At 44.3% G+C, this 14,057-nt stretch carries 13 protein-coding genes; 9 read left to right on the forward strand and 4 right to left on the reverse strand.

Annotation, left to right across the window (positions count from 1 at the left end; all coding sequences use genetic code 11):
* Positions 1 to 245: 245 nt before the first annotated feature.
* Positions 246 to 1,154: a LysR family transcriptional regulator gene (locus KHZ77_RS04100; RefSeq protein WP_295195992.1), complete on the forward strand. Its 909-nt coding sequence runs from the start codon at positions 246 to 248 to the stop codon at positions 1,152 to 1,154.
* Positions 1,155 to 1,427: 273 nt separating this feature from the next.
* On the opposite strand, the gene KHZ77_RS04105 is transcribed toward KHZ77_RS04100, so the two are convergent.
* Positions 1,428 to 1,985 carry a sugar O-acetyltransferase gene (locus KHZ77_RS04105; RefSeq protein ID WP_295195994.1) on the reverse strand — a complete coding sequence of 186 codons (558 nt, stop codon included), beginning with the start codon at positions 1,983 to 1,985 and terminating at the stop codon, positions 1,428 to 1,430.
* A 17-nt stretch (positions 1,986 to 2,002) separates the two neighbouring features.
* Positions 2,003 to 3,166 carry an iron-containing alcohol dehydrogenase gene (locus tag KHZ77_RS04110; RefSeq protein ID WP_295195996.1) on the reverse strand — a complete coding sequence of 388 codons (1,164 nt, stop codon included), beginning with the start codon at positions 3,164 to 3,166 and terminating at the stop codon, positions 2,003 to 2,005.
* A 220-nt stretch (positions 3,167 to 3,386) separates the two neighbouring features.
* Between KHZ77_RS04110 and KHZ77_RS04115 the strand changes: the two genes are divergently transcribed.
* From KHZ77_RS04115 to KHZ77_RS04125, 3 genes are all read left to right on the forward strand, one after another.
* Complete coding sequence (locus KHZ77_RS04115) at positions 3,387 to 4,394, forward strand: AraC family transcriptional regulator (RefSeq protein ID WP_295195998.1); 1,008 nt, start codon at positions 3,387 to 3,389, stop codon at positions 4,392 to 4,394.
* Positions 4,395 to 4,586: 192 nt separating this feature from the next.
* Complete coding sequence (locus KHZ77_RS04120) at positions 4,587 to 5,090, forward strand: hypothetical protein (protein ID WP_295196000.1); 504 nt, start codon at positions 4,587 to 4,589, stop codon at positions 5,088 to 5,090.
* Positions 5,091 to 5,103: 13 nt separating this feature from the next.
* Positions 5,104 to 5,607, forward strand: coding sequence for a hypothetical protein (locus KHZ77_RS04125; RefSeq protein WP_295196002.1), 504 nt, complete (start codon positions 5,104 to 5,106; stop codon positions 5,605 to 5,607).
* A 66-nt stretch (positions 5,608 to 5,673) separates the two neighbouring features.
* Here KHZ77_RS04125 and KHZ77_RS04130 read toward each other — a convergent pair whose 3' ends face one another.
* Positions 5,674 to 7,059 carry an amino acid permease gene (locus tag KHZ77_RS04130; protein ID WP_295196004.1) on the reverse strand — a complete coding sequence of 462 codons (1,386 nt, stop codon included), beginning with the start codon at positions 7,057 to 7,059 and terminating at the stop codon, positions 5,674 to 5,676.
* A 287-nt stretch (positions 7,060 to 7,346) separates the two neighbouring features.
* On the opposite strand from KHZ77_RS04130, the gene fusA reads away from it, so the two are divergent.
* The 5 genes from fusA (at position 7,347) to KHZ77_RS04155 (ending at position 12,626) form a co-directional block, all read left to right on the forward strand.
* On the forward strand, positions 7,347 to 9,416 hold the full coding sequence (gene fusA, locus KHZ77_RS04135) for an elongation factor G (RefSeq protein WP_295196006.1): 2,070 nt from the start codon (positions 7,347 to 7,349) through the stop codon (positions 9,414 to 9,416).
* 105 nt (positions 9,417 to 9,521) lie between these two features.
* Positions 9,522 to 9,995, forward strand: coding sequence for a YhcH/YjgK/YiaL family protein (locus KHZ77_RS04140; RefSeq protein WP_295196007.1), 474 nt, complete (start codon positions 9,522 to 9,524; stop codon positions 9,993 to 9,995).
* Between the two features lie 129 nt (positions 9,996 to 10,124).
* On the forward strand, positions 10,125 to 11,024 hold the full coding sequence (locus KHZ77_RS04145; RefSeq protein ID WP_295196009.1) for an EamA family transporter: 900 nt from the start codon (positions 10,125 to 10,127) through the stop codon (positions 11,022 to 11,024).
* 143 nt (positions 11,025 to 11,167) lie between these two features.
* The gene (locus tag KHZ77_RS04150; RefSeq protein ID WP_295196011.1) at positions 11,168 to 11,491 is read left to right on the forward strand and encodes a metalloregulator ArsR/SmtB family transcription factor; all 324 of its coding nucleotides are present in this window, start codon (positions 11,168 to 11,170) and stop codon (positions 11,489 to 11,491) included.
* Positions 11,492 to 11,741: 250 nt separating this feature from the next.
* Positions 11,742 to 12,626 (forward strand): radical SAM protein, encoded by an 885-nt coding sequence (locus KHZ77_RS04155; protein WP_295196012.1) that lies wholly within the window; start codon positions 11,742 to 11,744, stop codon positions 12,624 to 12,626.
* 122 nt (positions 12,627 to 12,748) lie between these two features.
* On the opposite strand, the gene KHZ77_RS04160 is transcribed toward KHZ77_RS04155, so the two are convergent.
* Positions 12,749 to 13,927 carry an MFS transporter gene (locus tag KHZ77_RS04160; RefSeq protein WP_295196014.1) on the reverse strand — a complete coding sequence of 393 codons (1,179 nt, stop codon included), beginning with the start codon at positions 13,925 to 13,927 and terminating at the stop codon, positions 12,749 to 12,751.
* Between the last annotated feature and the right edge of the window lie 130 nt (positions 13,928 to 14,057).

Below are 14,057 nucleotides of genomic sequence, written 5' to 3' on the forward strand. Positions count from 1 at the left end.
ACGAAGACTGTAATGCTATGATATAATTAATGCATTACAGTCTTTTTTTATTATCGGTGGCACTGTCGATTGTTATTTTGGCTTTTTAGTATGAATTTTATGTCGCTTTATATGTGAGCGCTTAAAAAAAGCCGGTTACTGATAGTTTATAAATGCGGATGAGAGCGCGTAACGCCGATAATTTTTAAATGCGGACGCGAATGAGAGCGCGTAATGATATAAGAGTTTAGAGGGGATTAGATACTATGACATTATTGCAGTTGAAATATGTAGTGGCCGTGGCGAATTGCGGCTCCATGAACAAGGCGGCGAAGGAGCTGTTTATCGCGCAGCCAAGTTTGACCGCCGCCATTAAGGAATTGGAGCAGGAGCTGGGCGTTACTATTTTCTCACGCACCAATAAAGGCGTAGTCTTGTCAGCGGATGGGGAAGAATTTTTGGGCTATGCGCGACAGGTGATTGAACAGACCAATTTAATTGAGGAAAAATACTTCGGCCAGCCGGAAGTGAAACATCAGTTTTGCGTGTCCACACAGCATTATTCCTTTGCTGTTGATGCCTTCGTGGACGTATTGAACTCCTACGGCGGCAGCGAATACGATTTCCGCCTTCGTGAAACGCAGACCTATGAAATTATCGAAGACGTGGCGAAGCTACGCAGTGAAATCGGCATTTTATATTTAAACGAATATAATGAAGCGGTATTGCGCAAAGAATTCAAGCATCACGACTTGAAATTCCATCGTTTATTCCTGGCGAAACCTCATGTATTTGTCAGCGCTTTCAGCCCGTTGGCGAAAAAGAAGTCTATCAGCTTGGAAGAACTGGAGCCATATCCACGCTTATCCTACGAACAGGGCTCTCATAATTCCTTCTACTTCTCCGAAGAAGTACTGAGCACCATCGATCGTCCGAAGGATATTGTAGTATGTGACCGGGCCACCTTGTTCAATCTGTTAATCGGTCTGGACGGCTATACTCTCTGCAGTGGTGTTATTAATGAAAAATTGAATGGTCCGAATATCTTGGCCATCCCGCTTGAAGTAGACGACCACATGGAAATCGGCTACATCTTACACAATAAAGTGGCGCCGGGAAAATATTGCCAACTTTACATTGATGCGTTGAAACGAAACACAACTGATCAGATTTGACGTTGAAGTGAAGAGTTAGCATTAGATATGAAGCGTTGGAAATGAACGTTAAGATTTAAGAATTGAAATTCGAAACCTAAAATTCGAAACCTAAAATTCGAAACCTGAAATTCGAAACCCAAAATTCAAAACCCAAAATTCAAAACTTAAAATTTAAAACTTACAATTTAAAACTGTATCTTTGGAATAAAATAAAGGCGATGAAAACTTGAAGTGAGTTTTCATCGCCTTTTTGTGTTACGTGTATGTAGTTTTACCTCAGTACGTCGAGCTTTACTCGTCCAATGTTTTAATCAACTTCGCAGGTACACCGCCGACGAGACTGTTGTCAGGCACGTCTTTAGTTACGACCGCACCGGCTGCTACGACCACATTGTTTCCGATAGTTACGCCCGGAAGAATGGTCACATTACCGCCAATCCATACGTCGTTTCCGATATTTACAGGCTTGGCAATACCGATGTGATTGCGGCGTTCTTTCGCTGACAGTGGATGACCGACAGTGACAATTAAAGTGTTAGGGCCAATCATAACATTGTCGCCGATGGTAACCGGGGCAATATCAAGGATTGTACCATTATAATTCATAAGGAAATTATCACCAAGGAAGATATTTTGACCGCAGTCGCAGTTAAATGTGGGCAGAATAATTGGATTTTTGCCGACTTTTCCAAAAAACTCACGCATGAGGGATTCGCGGGCTTCGTAGTCATCGGCACTGATAGCATTAAGTCGCTGGCAAAAGGCCACTGCATTAAGTTTTTTCGCATCCACTTCAGGATCTAAAAAGTTATACGGAAGTCCGGCTTCCAATTTTTCAAGCTCTGTCATACAACCTCCTGAGATAATTAACGATAGGATTTTTCAAAAATTTCTAAATAATCTTCCGCAGACAATGTTAGAGGATCGGCTGTAATGTCGCCGCCCAATACTTCTGTAATGCGCTGAGGATACAGTTTTAATTCGTCTTTTGTGATCCCCGCATCGCTCATTTTAAGTGTATCGCAATTAATGGATTTTAACAATTGGTCCAACGCAGCGATGAAATCCTTGCCATTTGTAGGCTCTTTTACGCCCATAGCTTTGGCCATTTTTATCATAGGCTCTTCAGCGGCCTGACGGGACGCAAAGAAGTCATAGTATTCGTGGGCAATCATAATGAGACCGGCGCCGTGCACCAAGTCTTTGTGGTAGCTGCCCATGATGTGTTCCATTGTGTGCGGCGATGTGCAGTACATGTAATAGCCAGCCAATGTGTTGGCGATGGCCATGTAGTATCGGGCTTCGCGATTGCTGCCATCTTTGTAGGCGATTGGTAAATACTTGGCGATGAGTTCAATTGCTTTAAGCGCGAACATTTCCCCCATAACGTGGGCATTTTTATTTATAACACTTTCTGTAGCATGGAAAAATGCGTCCATACCCTGGAAGGCTGTGTATTTAGGCGGTACGCTCATCATGAGGTCCGGATCGACAACGGAAAGGGTCGGGAACATGGATGGGAAGAAGATGCCTGTTTTTTCCTGTAATTCGTCATCTGAAATTACGGACGCCATGTCTACTTCGCTGCCTGTGCCGGCGGATGTAGTGATGGCTACCAATGGAGCAGCGTCATGCGGTGCAGCCTGTTTACCGCCGTGATGGCTCAAGGAGTAGTCCCAAATGTCGCCGGGATTGGTCATCATGAGGGCGATACATTTGGAGCAGTCCATAACGGAACCGCCACCGAGGGCGATTACGAAATCACAGTCGTTTTGAAGGGCCGCTTTCGCACCGTCCATTACATTTTTACGAGTTGGATTTGGGCGTACTTCGTCGAACAGATGATAGGTTACGCCGGCTAAATCAAGCTCTTTTTGAAGGCTGTCCAAGTAGCCGTATTTTTTAGTGGACGATCCGTTGGACGTAACGATGAGTGCCTTTTTCCCCGGTAACGTTTCTTCGTGTAAATGACCAAGTTGGCCGAAACCGAACAATACTTTTGTAGGCATATTGAAAATAAACTGTTTCATAGTAAAACCTCCTCAACAAGGAATATAGTTAGTATGAATATCTACTATCAGTATAGGCAGTTGTTGACGAGGGAACGACGCTAAATATTAAGATATATAGTGGCTAAATCTAAGATTGATGATATACTTGAGATACGTATTGTTAGAGTTATTTATGTACTCGGATGAGGCAGGACATATAATTATTACTGTAACAATTATCGCTAAGGAGGTGCCGATTATGAATGATATGGAAACTATGGGGCTTCAGGCGGCACTGGACTCATTGGGCGAACGATTTATCAGTGAGCAGTGGCCTTGGCTGGTAGCGTCTTCAGAGGGGCGTGAAGGGAAAACCTATGCATGGCCCGGTGGCGAAGACGAGCGGATTATGATCTGTGTGTTTAAAGGCAATCACATTGAAGAAGCTTTCCATCGTCATGATTTTTTCTTTTTTAATTTTGCTTATAAAGGCGATTATGGCGCACTCAGCTATGAGCAGCATAATAACATTAAAGTCGCTGAAAACGAATGTTACATCGGTCAACCTTTCACCGGCTACGCCTTGCGCGGGGAAAGTGAAGAGGAGCTGGTTATCATTGGTGTCCTTATCGAAAAAGAAGAGTTTTTTAAAACGTTCTTCTCTATTTTGGCGGCTGATTTGAACGTGTTTAATTTCTTTTTAGGACCGCAAAATAATAAATTCTCTGAAGAGTTTATTCATTTACAATTTAGCCAACCGGAAATGGTACGCTCCTTACTGGAACTTATGGTGCTGGAGTATGCGAACAAAGGCACCGATACACAGGCCGTACTGCAGCCGTTGGTCGTTACCTTATTGCTCTTGGTGGCACGAGAGTACAAGAACGTAGGCAATAAAATCGGAGAATCCGGTGAGGCCGGTGAAGCGGGAGAAGCTACGTTGCAGGAACGGCTCTTACAGTATATGAGCAGTCATTTAGACAGAATAACCTTGAAAGACATGGCAAGTCATTTTGCGTACCATCCGAACTATCTTTCGTCTTTGCTCCATCAGGAATTGGGCAAATCATTTTCTGAACTTGTGCTGGAACAGCGCATGGACCGAGCTGTCGCTTTGCTGCGGAGTACAGATTTGTCAGTGGAAACCGTGTCCGGCATGGTGGGATATAGCAACAGCAGTAACTTCTATAAGGCGTTCAGAGGTTACTTTGGCATGACGCCGCGGGAGTATTTGGCAAAGTCGTTAAAAGACATTAATGGGGAGTAACGACATGAGATCTACCTCTTGTGAGCAAAGAAGGAGAATTTAAAAACGTGTAGAATTATACTATTACGGATTAATTGCGCAAAATTAATAGCGCTGAAAATCAACGGTATAATGCCAGTTGGATTGAGTATAATATGTTAGTAATGTTGAAAAAATAATAGCAAAGGAATCGTATTATGAAAGGGGAATCATATGGGCGAGCGTTATTTTGATTTAACCGGGGACGTGCATGTAGATAATCCGGCAGGCAAGGTGGTAGGGGCGTTTTTTACGGACGCTATCATCAGATACATAGGGGACGTGGAAGACCTGTTGGAAATGGATATTATTCAGGATGTGTTGGCGCATAACAATATTCCTATAAAGACAAATCTTGATAGTTTGTACGATTTCATCGATGTGCTCCATGATCAGGTGGAGGCCGCCTTTTTACTGGGATCCGTTGATGTAGATGAGTTGGAGCGCGCGTTCGTTCATATTATGTCTATTCGACAGCCGTTGGGAGAGCAGGTTGTGGAAATACGGAATTTGGCGCACAAGAAGATCGATGATGAAGAGCAGGCCCAAATCGTGGACAATTGGGTGGAAACCACTCGTTTACTGCTCATCGCTTTGGACTTATACGGACCGGACTTGAACCGCGCTATTGTAGAGGGGCATCGCCACTTTGTTGAGGAACATGGAGAGTCATTGTAGAAAGGGGAACTACATGAGTGAAAAGTATTTCGATTTGAGCGGTAAGGTAAATGTTTATAATTCAAAAGGAGAGAATATTGTAAGACTTTATACGGAAGTTATTGAGAATTGTGCTGATAAGTTATATGAATTAACTCAACAAGAGCCGGCATGTACTGATTTACGAAGCAATAATATTCCGATGGAAGTAAATGTTAAGACTCTGCGTAATACGGTGAGCGAACTGGGGGAAATTTTAGCAAAACAAACCTTAGAAGTTGTTGACATGGAGCATTTGGAACATGAGTTTAATGTTATAATGGCTGCCTTACGGTTAATTGACATGCAGTTTGAAGGCGTGTGTCGTTTGCAACATGTGATGAATATGGATGATGAATTCAGAAAGGCTATGAGCTTGCGGGTTGAACTTCTGAGGACTGCGGTTCTCCTGTATAATGAAAACTTAAACAAAGTCATCGTTCTTTCAAGTAATTTTTATAAAGAACTCGAAGAGAAGATGGCAAAATTTACTGAATAACAAAAAACCAGAGGTTTAATTTAAACCTCTGGTTTTACATTTATACGCTATTTATTTGGTCGTTTACTATTTATCTCCCGATTTACCCTTCATTTTATAGGTAATATACAAGAACACTACCCACAATGGAATGGCGATTACGGATGGTCGGAAGCTGTCCATTTCCCACATTACGGCAACTACAACGGCAAGGAATAGGATGCAGAGGTAGTTGATGATTGGATAGAATGGAGATTTGAATTTCAATTCATCCAAACGATTTTCTCGTGTGAAGAGGGAACGGAATTTCAGATGGGTTACGATGATGATGAACCAGCTGATTACGAGACCGGCTACTACGAGGGCCAACAGGTGCATGAAGACTTCACCGGCCTGTGGATATAGGTAGGTGGTCAATACGATGATTAGCGCCAATCCGGCGGAGAATAAGGTACTGATTAGGGGCACGCCGTGCACGGACAGATTTTTGAAAATCTTAGGTGCATTGCCAGCTTGGGCCAAGCCGTAAAGCATGCGGGAGTTACTGTACAGAATACTGTTGAATACAGATAAAGCTGCAACGAGAACGACTAAGTTCAAGATGTTGGATGCAGCGGGAATACCGATTTCTTCGAAAATCTGCACGAACGGACTCGCATTCAAACCTACTTTATCCCATGGAGCCAAGGACATAAGAACGACCATGGTGCCGATGTAGAAAATAAGGATACGCAATAACAATTCGTTGATTGCGGTAGGTAAGCTCTTTTCAGGATCTTCCGCTTCACCGGCGGTAATACCGATGAGGTCAACGCCCCCGAAGGAGAACATAACTACGGCCAAGGAGCAAAGGAAGCCCCACGTACCGTTCGGGAAGAAGCCACCGTTATCCCATAAGTTGTGGAAGTTTTGCGGGAAAGGTCCCATAGTGGTAAAGAGCAAGTAGAAACCGAAGAGGATCATACTCACGATGGCGCCGATTTTAATGAAAGACGCCCAGAATTCCACTTCGCCGTACGCTTTAACGTTAATCAGGTTGATGGCGGTAATAATGACCAGACATATTAAGGTGGTCAACCAATGCGGAATATCCGGGAACCAGTACGCTAGATATACGGCAATGGCGGCCAGTTCGGCCATGCCGGCCAACATAAATAAGGTCCAATAGTTCCAACCGGCCAAATAGCCCATAAACCCGTTCCAGTACTTGTTCGCGAAGTGACTGAAAGAACCGGATACCGGTTCACGAACGGCCATTTCACCGAGCATGCGCATCACGAAAAATATAAAAAGTCCTGCCAGCAAATACGATGCGATTATGCCCGGGCCTACCAGTTTAATTGTTGGAGCGGAGCCATAGAACAGGCCCGTCCCTACGGAGGCGCCGAGGGCAATCATTTGCATATGGCGGTTCTTGAGGCCGCGCTTCATTTCTTGAGGCGCCTGGCCGGAACCATGTTTTTGTTCACTCATAAGCTTTCTCTCCCCTTGTGCATTTCTCCATAATTACAAAGTATAAAATAATAAATAATATATATAATGTCTAATGATAGAGTATATATATCTTTTTGGCAATCACTTTATTGCCATTTTTTGATAAATTTGAAACATTTTTACAAAATCTCCTATATTTTATTTGATTTTTACACGTATTGCAAGAATTGCATAAAAACTATGAAAAAAGTTAAAGGATTTTTGTACGCCTCTGGAGAATACATTAGTTATAAATTGCGTTTACGCATTAAAGGAGGCGGTTCATAATGAAAGAATATGCAAGTGATTTGATTCGTAATGTGGCTATTGTATCCCATGACGGTGCGGGGAAAACAGCGCTTGTGGAAGCACTACTACTCGCATGTGGTGCTGTTGATGCAGTCGGTAAAGGTCAAGACAATAAACATATTATGGACTTTGAGCCTGAAGAAATTAAACGTAATGTAACAATTCAGCTGGGCATTGCGCCTTGTGAATGGAAGGGTCACAAAGTTAATTTTATAGATACGCCGGGTTATTCGGAATTTCATGGCGAAGTGCGTTCAGCCCTTAGAGCCTCCGACGGCATGCTAATGGTATTAGCTGCTACAACCGGGGTTGAAATTGACACAGTGCGCGCGTGGGATTACGGCGTAGAATTACAGATGCCGCGCATGGCATTTATTAACAAAATGGACGTGGAAGGGGCCGATTTCTTCGGTACCTTGGAAAAAATGCGCGAATACTTCGGTAAAACAATCATGCCTCTCCAGATTCCAATCGGTGAAGGCCCTGATTTTAAAGGCGTCGTAGACGTAGCTAAACGGACGGCTTACGTATATGAAAATGGTAAAATGACGGAAGTGCCTGTACCGCCTGAATTGGCTGATAAGGTAGAAGAAATCCGCGAGCTCACTGTAGAATCGGCAGCTGAAGGTAATGATGAATTGCTGGAAAAATATTTGGACGGCAACGAGCTCACATTGGAAGAAATTCGCCAAGGCCTTCGTGAAGGTATGTTGACCGGTCGCGTGTGCGCCGTTATGTGCGGCAGCGCAACAAACCACATCGGTATGGACCAGGTATTGGACCGTATGATTCGCTACATGCCTGATGCGGCTAAACGAGTAATGACCGCAACAGATGCGGATACGGGCGAACAGAAAATCGTTCACGTAGATAAGCCGTTTACAGGCTTCGTATTTAAAACTGTACTTGATCCATTTGCAGGTAAGCAGACCTTCGTACGTATTTTCTCCGGAGAATTAAAAGAAGGCGACAAGTTATACAACATATCGCAAGGTGTGGAAGAAAAATGGGGCAAAATGTATACCTTAATCGGTAAACAGCAGGTGCCTGTTACAGAAGCCGGTGCCGGCGATATCGTTGTTATTCCTAAATTACCGAATGCAAAGACCGGCGATACTTTCGGTACACCGGCATTCAAGGTAGTATATCCGCCTGTTCGTTTCCCACAACCACTCCACACGGTAGCCATGGTTGCGGAAAAGAAAGGGGAAGAAGAAAAACTTTCCGCCGCATTGCAGCGTATTTCTGAAGAAGATCCGACTTGCGTTGTAACGAAAGATGTGGAAGGTCGTCAAATGCAAGTTCGTTGTATGGGCGAAGTTCACTTGGAACATATTTTGACTAAGATGGAACGCAAGTATGGCGCGAAAGCTAAGTTGGAAAAACCATACATTCCATATCGTGAAACCGTTCGCGGTACGTTCGAAGTGGAAGGCAAACATAAGAAACAAAGTGGCGGTCATGGTCAATACGGTCATGTAAAAATTAAGATTGAACCGTTATATGACGGCGACTTTGAATTCGTTGATAAAATTTTCGGCGGCGCCGTACCAAGACAGTACATTCCGGCTGTTGAAAAAGGTGTTCGCGAAACATTGGAACATGGTCTCATTGCAGGCTATCCGATGATTGGTGTGAAAGTAACCTTATTGGACGGCTCTTACCACTCCGTAGACTCCTCGGAATTGGCTTTTAAAGTGGCAGCGGCACAGGCGCTTAAAAAAGGCGTACCTGAAGCAAAACCTGTCTTATTGGAACCAATTTACGATGTAAACATTTTCGTGCCTGATGCATTTACCGGCGATATTATGGGCGACTTGAACAGCCGCCGCGGCCGCGTATTGGGTATGGAACAGGGCGAACGTGCCGGTATTACCGTTATTAAGGCACAGGTGCCATTTGAAGAAATGCTCGATTATGTAACTGTATTGCGTTCCATGACACAAGGTCAGGGCGTATTCAATATGGAATTCAGCTCCTACGAAGAAGTACCGCATAAGAAAGCGGAAGCCATCATTGCCGCTTATGTGGACGACTCCGAAGAATAGATGTATACTATAAGTAGAAAGACAGATATTTCTTAGATTAAAACCTATTAGACGGAACATGTTAAATAATGTTCCCGATAAAAGTTATTTTAGGAGTTATACAACATGATATTTGGACATATTAATGTGCCGTATGATACTCTCGCGTATGCGCCGGTACTTGTAAAAGCCTTGGACTGGTTGAAGCATACAGATTTGTTATCACTGGCGGCCGGGCGCCATGAGATAGAGGGCGACGCAATATACGCCAACGTAGATGATGTTAAGACGCGCCGGTTTGCTGACACTAAGCCTGAGTCTCATAAACGGTATATTGATATACAGTTTATGGTGCGAGGCGCTGAAAAAATTGGATTTATACCTAATGTAGCCAAGATGCCACCTACCGAAGTATATGAAGACAAAGATTTATACTTTTATGATCCATCATCAGCTGATGTGGGCATAGTTACAGCACGTGAAGGTAATTATTCCATATTTTTCCCCGATGATTTACATCGACCTCTAATCGCTATAGACGATACACCGCAGCCTATTCGCAAAGTAGTTGTAAAGGTGAGCGTGGATTTGCTAAAATAGAATATATAAAAAAGAACGACCGGTGTTCTGCCGGTCGTTTTTTTGCAGGCTTGAAAGACTCGTTATATAAAAGATAAGATTTAACACGTGGCATTTTGTTGCCGCATCGTAGGAAAGGATGACATATTGATGGACTCCTATAAATTGGTTGGTATAGGATTAACTTTATTAGGGGGCGCGCTGTGGGGCTTATCCGGTACAAGTTCGCAGTTTATTCAACAGGACCGGTTCATTACGCCGGAGTGGTTGTTGGTATCGCGGCTGTTCATTGCGGGCGCTATTAATATCATATGGGCTGCTCTGAAGGACGGCAAAGACGTATTTCGCGTATTCTCCGTGCCGAAAGATGTAGTCAAAATGTCTATATTCGGCGTGTTCGGTGTTGCACTCTGTCAATATGCTTACTTCCGTTCCATTTATTATGCAGGCGCCGGCATTGCTACGGTGCTTCAGTATTTGGCACCGGCGTTGATTGTTATCTACATGCTGTTGAGGTATCAGAAGTTGCCGACCAAGGGCGAAATGATCAGTGTCGTATTGGCTACAGCCGGTACATTTATCATTGCCCTTCAAGGGTCGTGGGACGTCTCCGGGCTCGACGAAGTGGTGCTCTTCTGGGGCATTTTATCCGCTATTGCGGTAGCCATTTACAGTGTGCAACCGGTTGAGTTGTTGCGCACATACGGCACTCTGTCCATCTTGGGCTGGGGCATGTTAATCGGCGGTGTTGTAGGCGGTCTTTTATGGTGGCCTACAGAAGTACCGGGCTACTGGGATGTGTATACCTATGGGGCCTACTTCGTTATCGTAATACTGGGTACAGTCGTTTCTTTCAATGCGTACCTGGAAGGCGTACGCCGCATCGGGGCCGTGCAGGGCACGATCCTTTCATCCATTGAACCAATTTCAGCAGCCATCCTTGGTTGGGCTTTGTTGGGCAATCATTTCCTTCCATCCGATTACATCGGATTTACGATGATTCTGGTAACCATCTTTATCCTGGCCCGCGAAAAAGAGAAGTCGGAATAGAGACGACCAAATAGAGCAGTTGCAATAAGGCAGTTGGAATAGAGCCGCGGGGATAAAGATTAGATAGATTAGATAGTGAGTCAGAAAAAATAAAACATTAATAACTATATTGACATATCTAGAAAATGAGATATAATTAAATTATGGAAAATCAACAATTATTGGAAATATTTAAAGCCTTGTCGAATGAAAGCCGTTTAAAAATCTTGCAGTGGCTTAAGGAGCCAAAAACATACTTTCCACCCCAGGGTATTCATATTCCTGAGGAAGATGCGTTTGAAGGAGGCGTTTGTGTAGGAAGTATTCAAGATAAATTGGGCATTTCACAATCGGCAGTGTCCCATTATTTAGACTTGATGCAGCGCGCAGGTCTCTTAGAATCGGCGCGTTTCGGAAAGTGGACCTACTATCGCCGCAATGAAGCAACCATTCAAGCATTGGCGAAGTATATTGGCGACGCATTATAAAATGACAGATATAAAGAGACAGCGAAAGCTGTCCTTTGTTTTAAAACTGCATATCTATAATTCGAGATATGATAATTCGAGATATGATAATTTGAGATATGATAGTTTGACGAGCGATGATGTGAGAAACAACTGATTGTCAGGCGAAGTATTCTTCGTAAATGATTGGAAGATTTTCTGATGGAAGGCTTTTACAGCCGATTTAGTAAATATATGTCAGTAAGGCTGATAGAATTTGGAGGAATTATATATGCAATTTAGTGGACCTATTGTACGACCTGCAACGGATGCAAACAGTGTGTTTATCGAAGTTACTGTAGGCTGTACTCATGATGCGTGCACATTCTGTAATTTTTATAAAGGATTTCCGTTCCGCGTTATAGACATTGAGAAGATAGAGAGAGATTTACAGGAAGCGGTGGAATTATATCCTCATGCAAAACGGGCTTGGGCGTCCGGCGGGAATCCGCTAGCCTTGTCCATGGATCGCCTGATCCCTATCGGTAAATTGTTCCGCAAATACTTACCGGAAGCTAACATTGCAACCTATGGCCGTATTAACGACTTTTATAATAAATCGGTAGATGACTTGAAACAGTTAAAAGAATTGGGCTTTAACGATATTGTTATCGGCATTGAAAGCGGCGATGATGAGGTTCTTAAGGCGGTAAACAAAGGGTATACGGCGGCAGATATTGTGCGTGAATGTCAGAAAATTGAAGCGTCCGGCATGCAGTATCGTGTAATTTACTTGGGCGGTTTGGCCGGTCACGATAAGGCAGTAGAAAGTGCTAAGCGCAGTGCGGCCGTGTGGAATCAGATTAAACCGCATTACATGTATTTGACTACCGTGTCGTTATTACCTGATACAGAACTCTTCGAAGAAATGAAACGGGGCGAATTTGAAGAAGTGACAGAGCTGGAGCGTGTACAGGAATTCCGCGAGTTTATTGTGAACTTGAACAATGAAATTACTGTAGATGCGAATACGTCTACCAATGGCGTAACATTCCGTGCCACCTTGCCGCAAGAAAAAAAAAAACTTATCCAAGAGCTGAATAAGTTTATCGGTAACTACAATGAAGATTATGAACGGGGCATGCGTATGCGCCGCAGCATGATGCGTACGGTTTAATATATAGTTCAGGCTCTTATGAGAGCGCCCAGTATGGGCCGTGCAAGAGGATTATCGTGAGAGCTCTAGATATGGGCCTTGTAAGGTTAATATAAGAGTTCTAAGTGCAGGGCGTATATATTTTATTTTAGTTTCGCATAGACCCAAAGCGAGTTCAGGAAGAATAATCCGGCGGTGGCCCAGAAGAGGGCGGTAAATCCGAAGAGGCCCATGAAGGTGGCGCCGCCTACGGATCCGAGGAAGTATCCCAGGAACTGTGTGGATTGGTTATATGAAAATACCTGTCCGGATAATGTTTTCGGCGTATGGGTGGAGATGTAGGTGTTCAGCGCCGGTAACAGTCCTGCCAGGCCGAAGCCCATGAGGAAGCGCAACACCGCCAGCTGCCAAGCGGTAGTAACATAGGCTTGCGGAATCGTAATTAAGGCGGTAAATAATAAGGAACCGATTAATATTTTCCGTGGGCCGATGCGGTCGATTTGTTTTCCAAAGAAGGAACTGCTCAGCATTTGGGCAATCCCGGTAGAGGAGAACACGAAACCGGCAATAAGTGCTAAGTGCGGCGTGTTGGCCGGCATGATTTCATGCAGATACACAGTGATGATCGGCTGCAAAGACATCATGGACATGGCGTAAATAAAAGTAGATACAGCAATAATGGTGAGCTCTCTGAAATAAGGGAGCTCTTTGCGCAAGGCGTTGAAACCCTTCGGCAGTGCTTTTGGCTGTGGTTTGAAATTTTCGTGAACGAAGAAAAGGACCAACAGGAAGGCTAAGCCTAAGCAGGTGGCTGTAATGAAGAAGGTGATGCGGATACCGAAGATACCGGCTAAATAACCGCCGATGAGCGGCCCCAGGAGGGAGCCGGCCAAGTTGGCGGAAGCGAGGAGCCCCAAGGCCCAACCGGTCCGATTTTCCGGCGTTTCCGTGGCAACTAAGGTGATGGAACCGGAGAAGAAACCGGATACAAGACCTTGTGCAGTGCGGACTAAAACGAGCTGCAGCGGCGTATGAACAAAGCCGATGAGCAGGTTACAGAGCATCATGCCGAAACTGGCGCGCAATAGAATCAGTTTGCGGCCCCGTTTGTCGGCCAAACGGCCCCAAAACGGCGACACTAAGGCGACGACGATATAGGTAATCCCCATGGCCAAACCGGACCAGTACGCCACTTCTGCCGTATCGGTCACACCCAGGTCATGAAGATACAAGGGTAGAATCGGGGCGATTTGGCTGAGACCGGTTGCTGATAGAAAAGCACCGAATAAACATACATAGACTGTGCGTTGCCAGGCGGGCATAAACATCCTCCTCCGCAGACGGTAAAACAAACACGTGATATTTACTTTATTGTAACATATTTTTTACAAACCTATTAGGTGGGAATATAAGTCGTTTCATGGCGACCTCGTAAGGGGCTTTGAAGGGATT

The organism is Veillonella sp. (assembly GCF_018364065.1).
Classification (GTDB): domain Bacteria; phylum Bacillota; class Negativicutes; order Veillonellales; family Veillonellaceae; genus Veillonella_A.

Coding starts and splice junctions, on each gene's coding strand:
- KHZ77_RS04120 (WP_295196000.1), top strand. CDS start 4,587: ATGGGCGAGCGTTATTTTGATTTAACCGGGGACGTGCATGTAGATAAT.
- KHZ77_RS04125 (WP_295196002.1), top strand. CDS start 5,104: ATGAGTGAAAAGTATTTCGATTTGAGCGGTAAGGTAAATGTTTATAAT.
- KHZ77_RS04115 (WP_295195998.1), top strand. CDS start 3,387: ATGAATGATATGGAAACTATGGGGCTTCAGGCGGCACTGGACTCATTG.
- KHZ77_RS04130 (WP_295196004.1), bottom strand. CDS start 7,059: ATGAGTGAACAAAAACATGGTTCCGGCCAGGCGCCTCAAGAAATGAAG.
- KHZ77_RS04100 (WP_295195992.1), top strand. CDS start 246: ATGACATTATTGCAGTTGAAATATGTAGTGGCCGTGGCGAATTGCGGC.
- KHZ77_RS04155 (WP_295196012.1), top strand. CDS start 11,742: ATGCAATTTAGTGGACCTATTGTACGACCTGCAACGGATGCAAACAGT.
- KHZ77_RS04150 (WP_295196011.1), top strand. CDS start 11,168: ATGGAAAATCAACAATTATTGGAAATATTTAAAGCCTTGTCGAATGAA.
- fusA (WP_295196006.1), top strand. CDS start 7,347: ATGAAAGAATATGCAAGTGATTTGATTCGTAATGTGGCTATTGTATCC.
- KHZ77_RS04110 (WP_295195996.1), bottom strand. CDS start 3,166: ATGAAACAGTTTATTTTCAATATGCCTACAAAAGTATTGTTCGGTTTC.
- KHZ77_RS04105 (WP_295195994.1), bottom strand. CDS start 1,985: ATGACAGAGCTTGAAAAATTGGAAGCCGGACTTCCGTATAACTTTTTA.
- KHZ77_RS04160 (WP_295196014.1), bottom strand. CDS start 13,927: ATGCCCGCCTGGCAACGCACAGTCTATGTATGTTTATTCGGTGCTTTT.
- KHZ77_RS04145 (WP_295196009.1), top strand. CDS start 10,125: ATGGACTCCTATAAATTGGTTGGTATAGGATTAACTTTATTAGGGGGC.
- KHZ77_RS04140 (WP_295196007.1), top strand. CDS start 9,522: ATGATATTTGGACATATTAATGTGCCGTATGATACTCTCGCGTATGCG.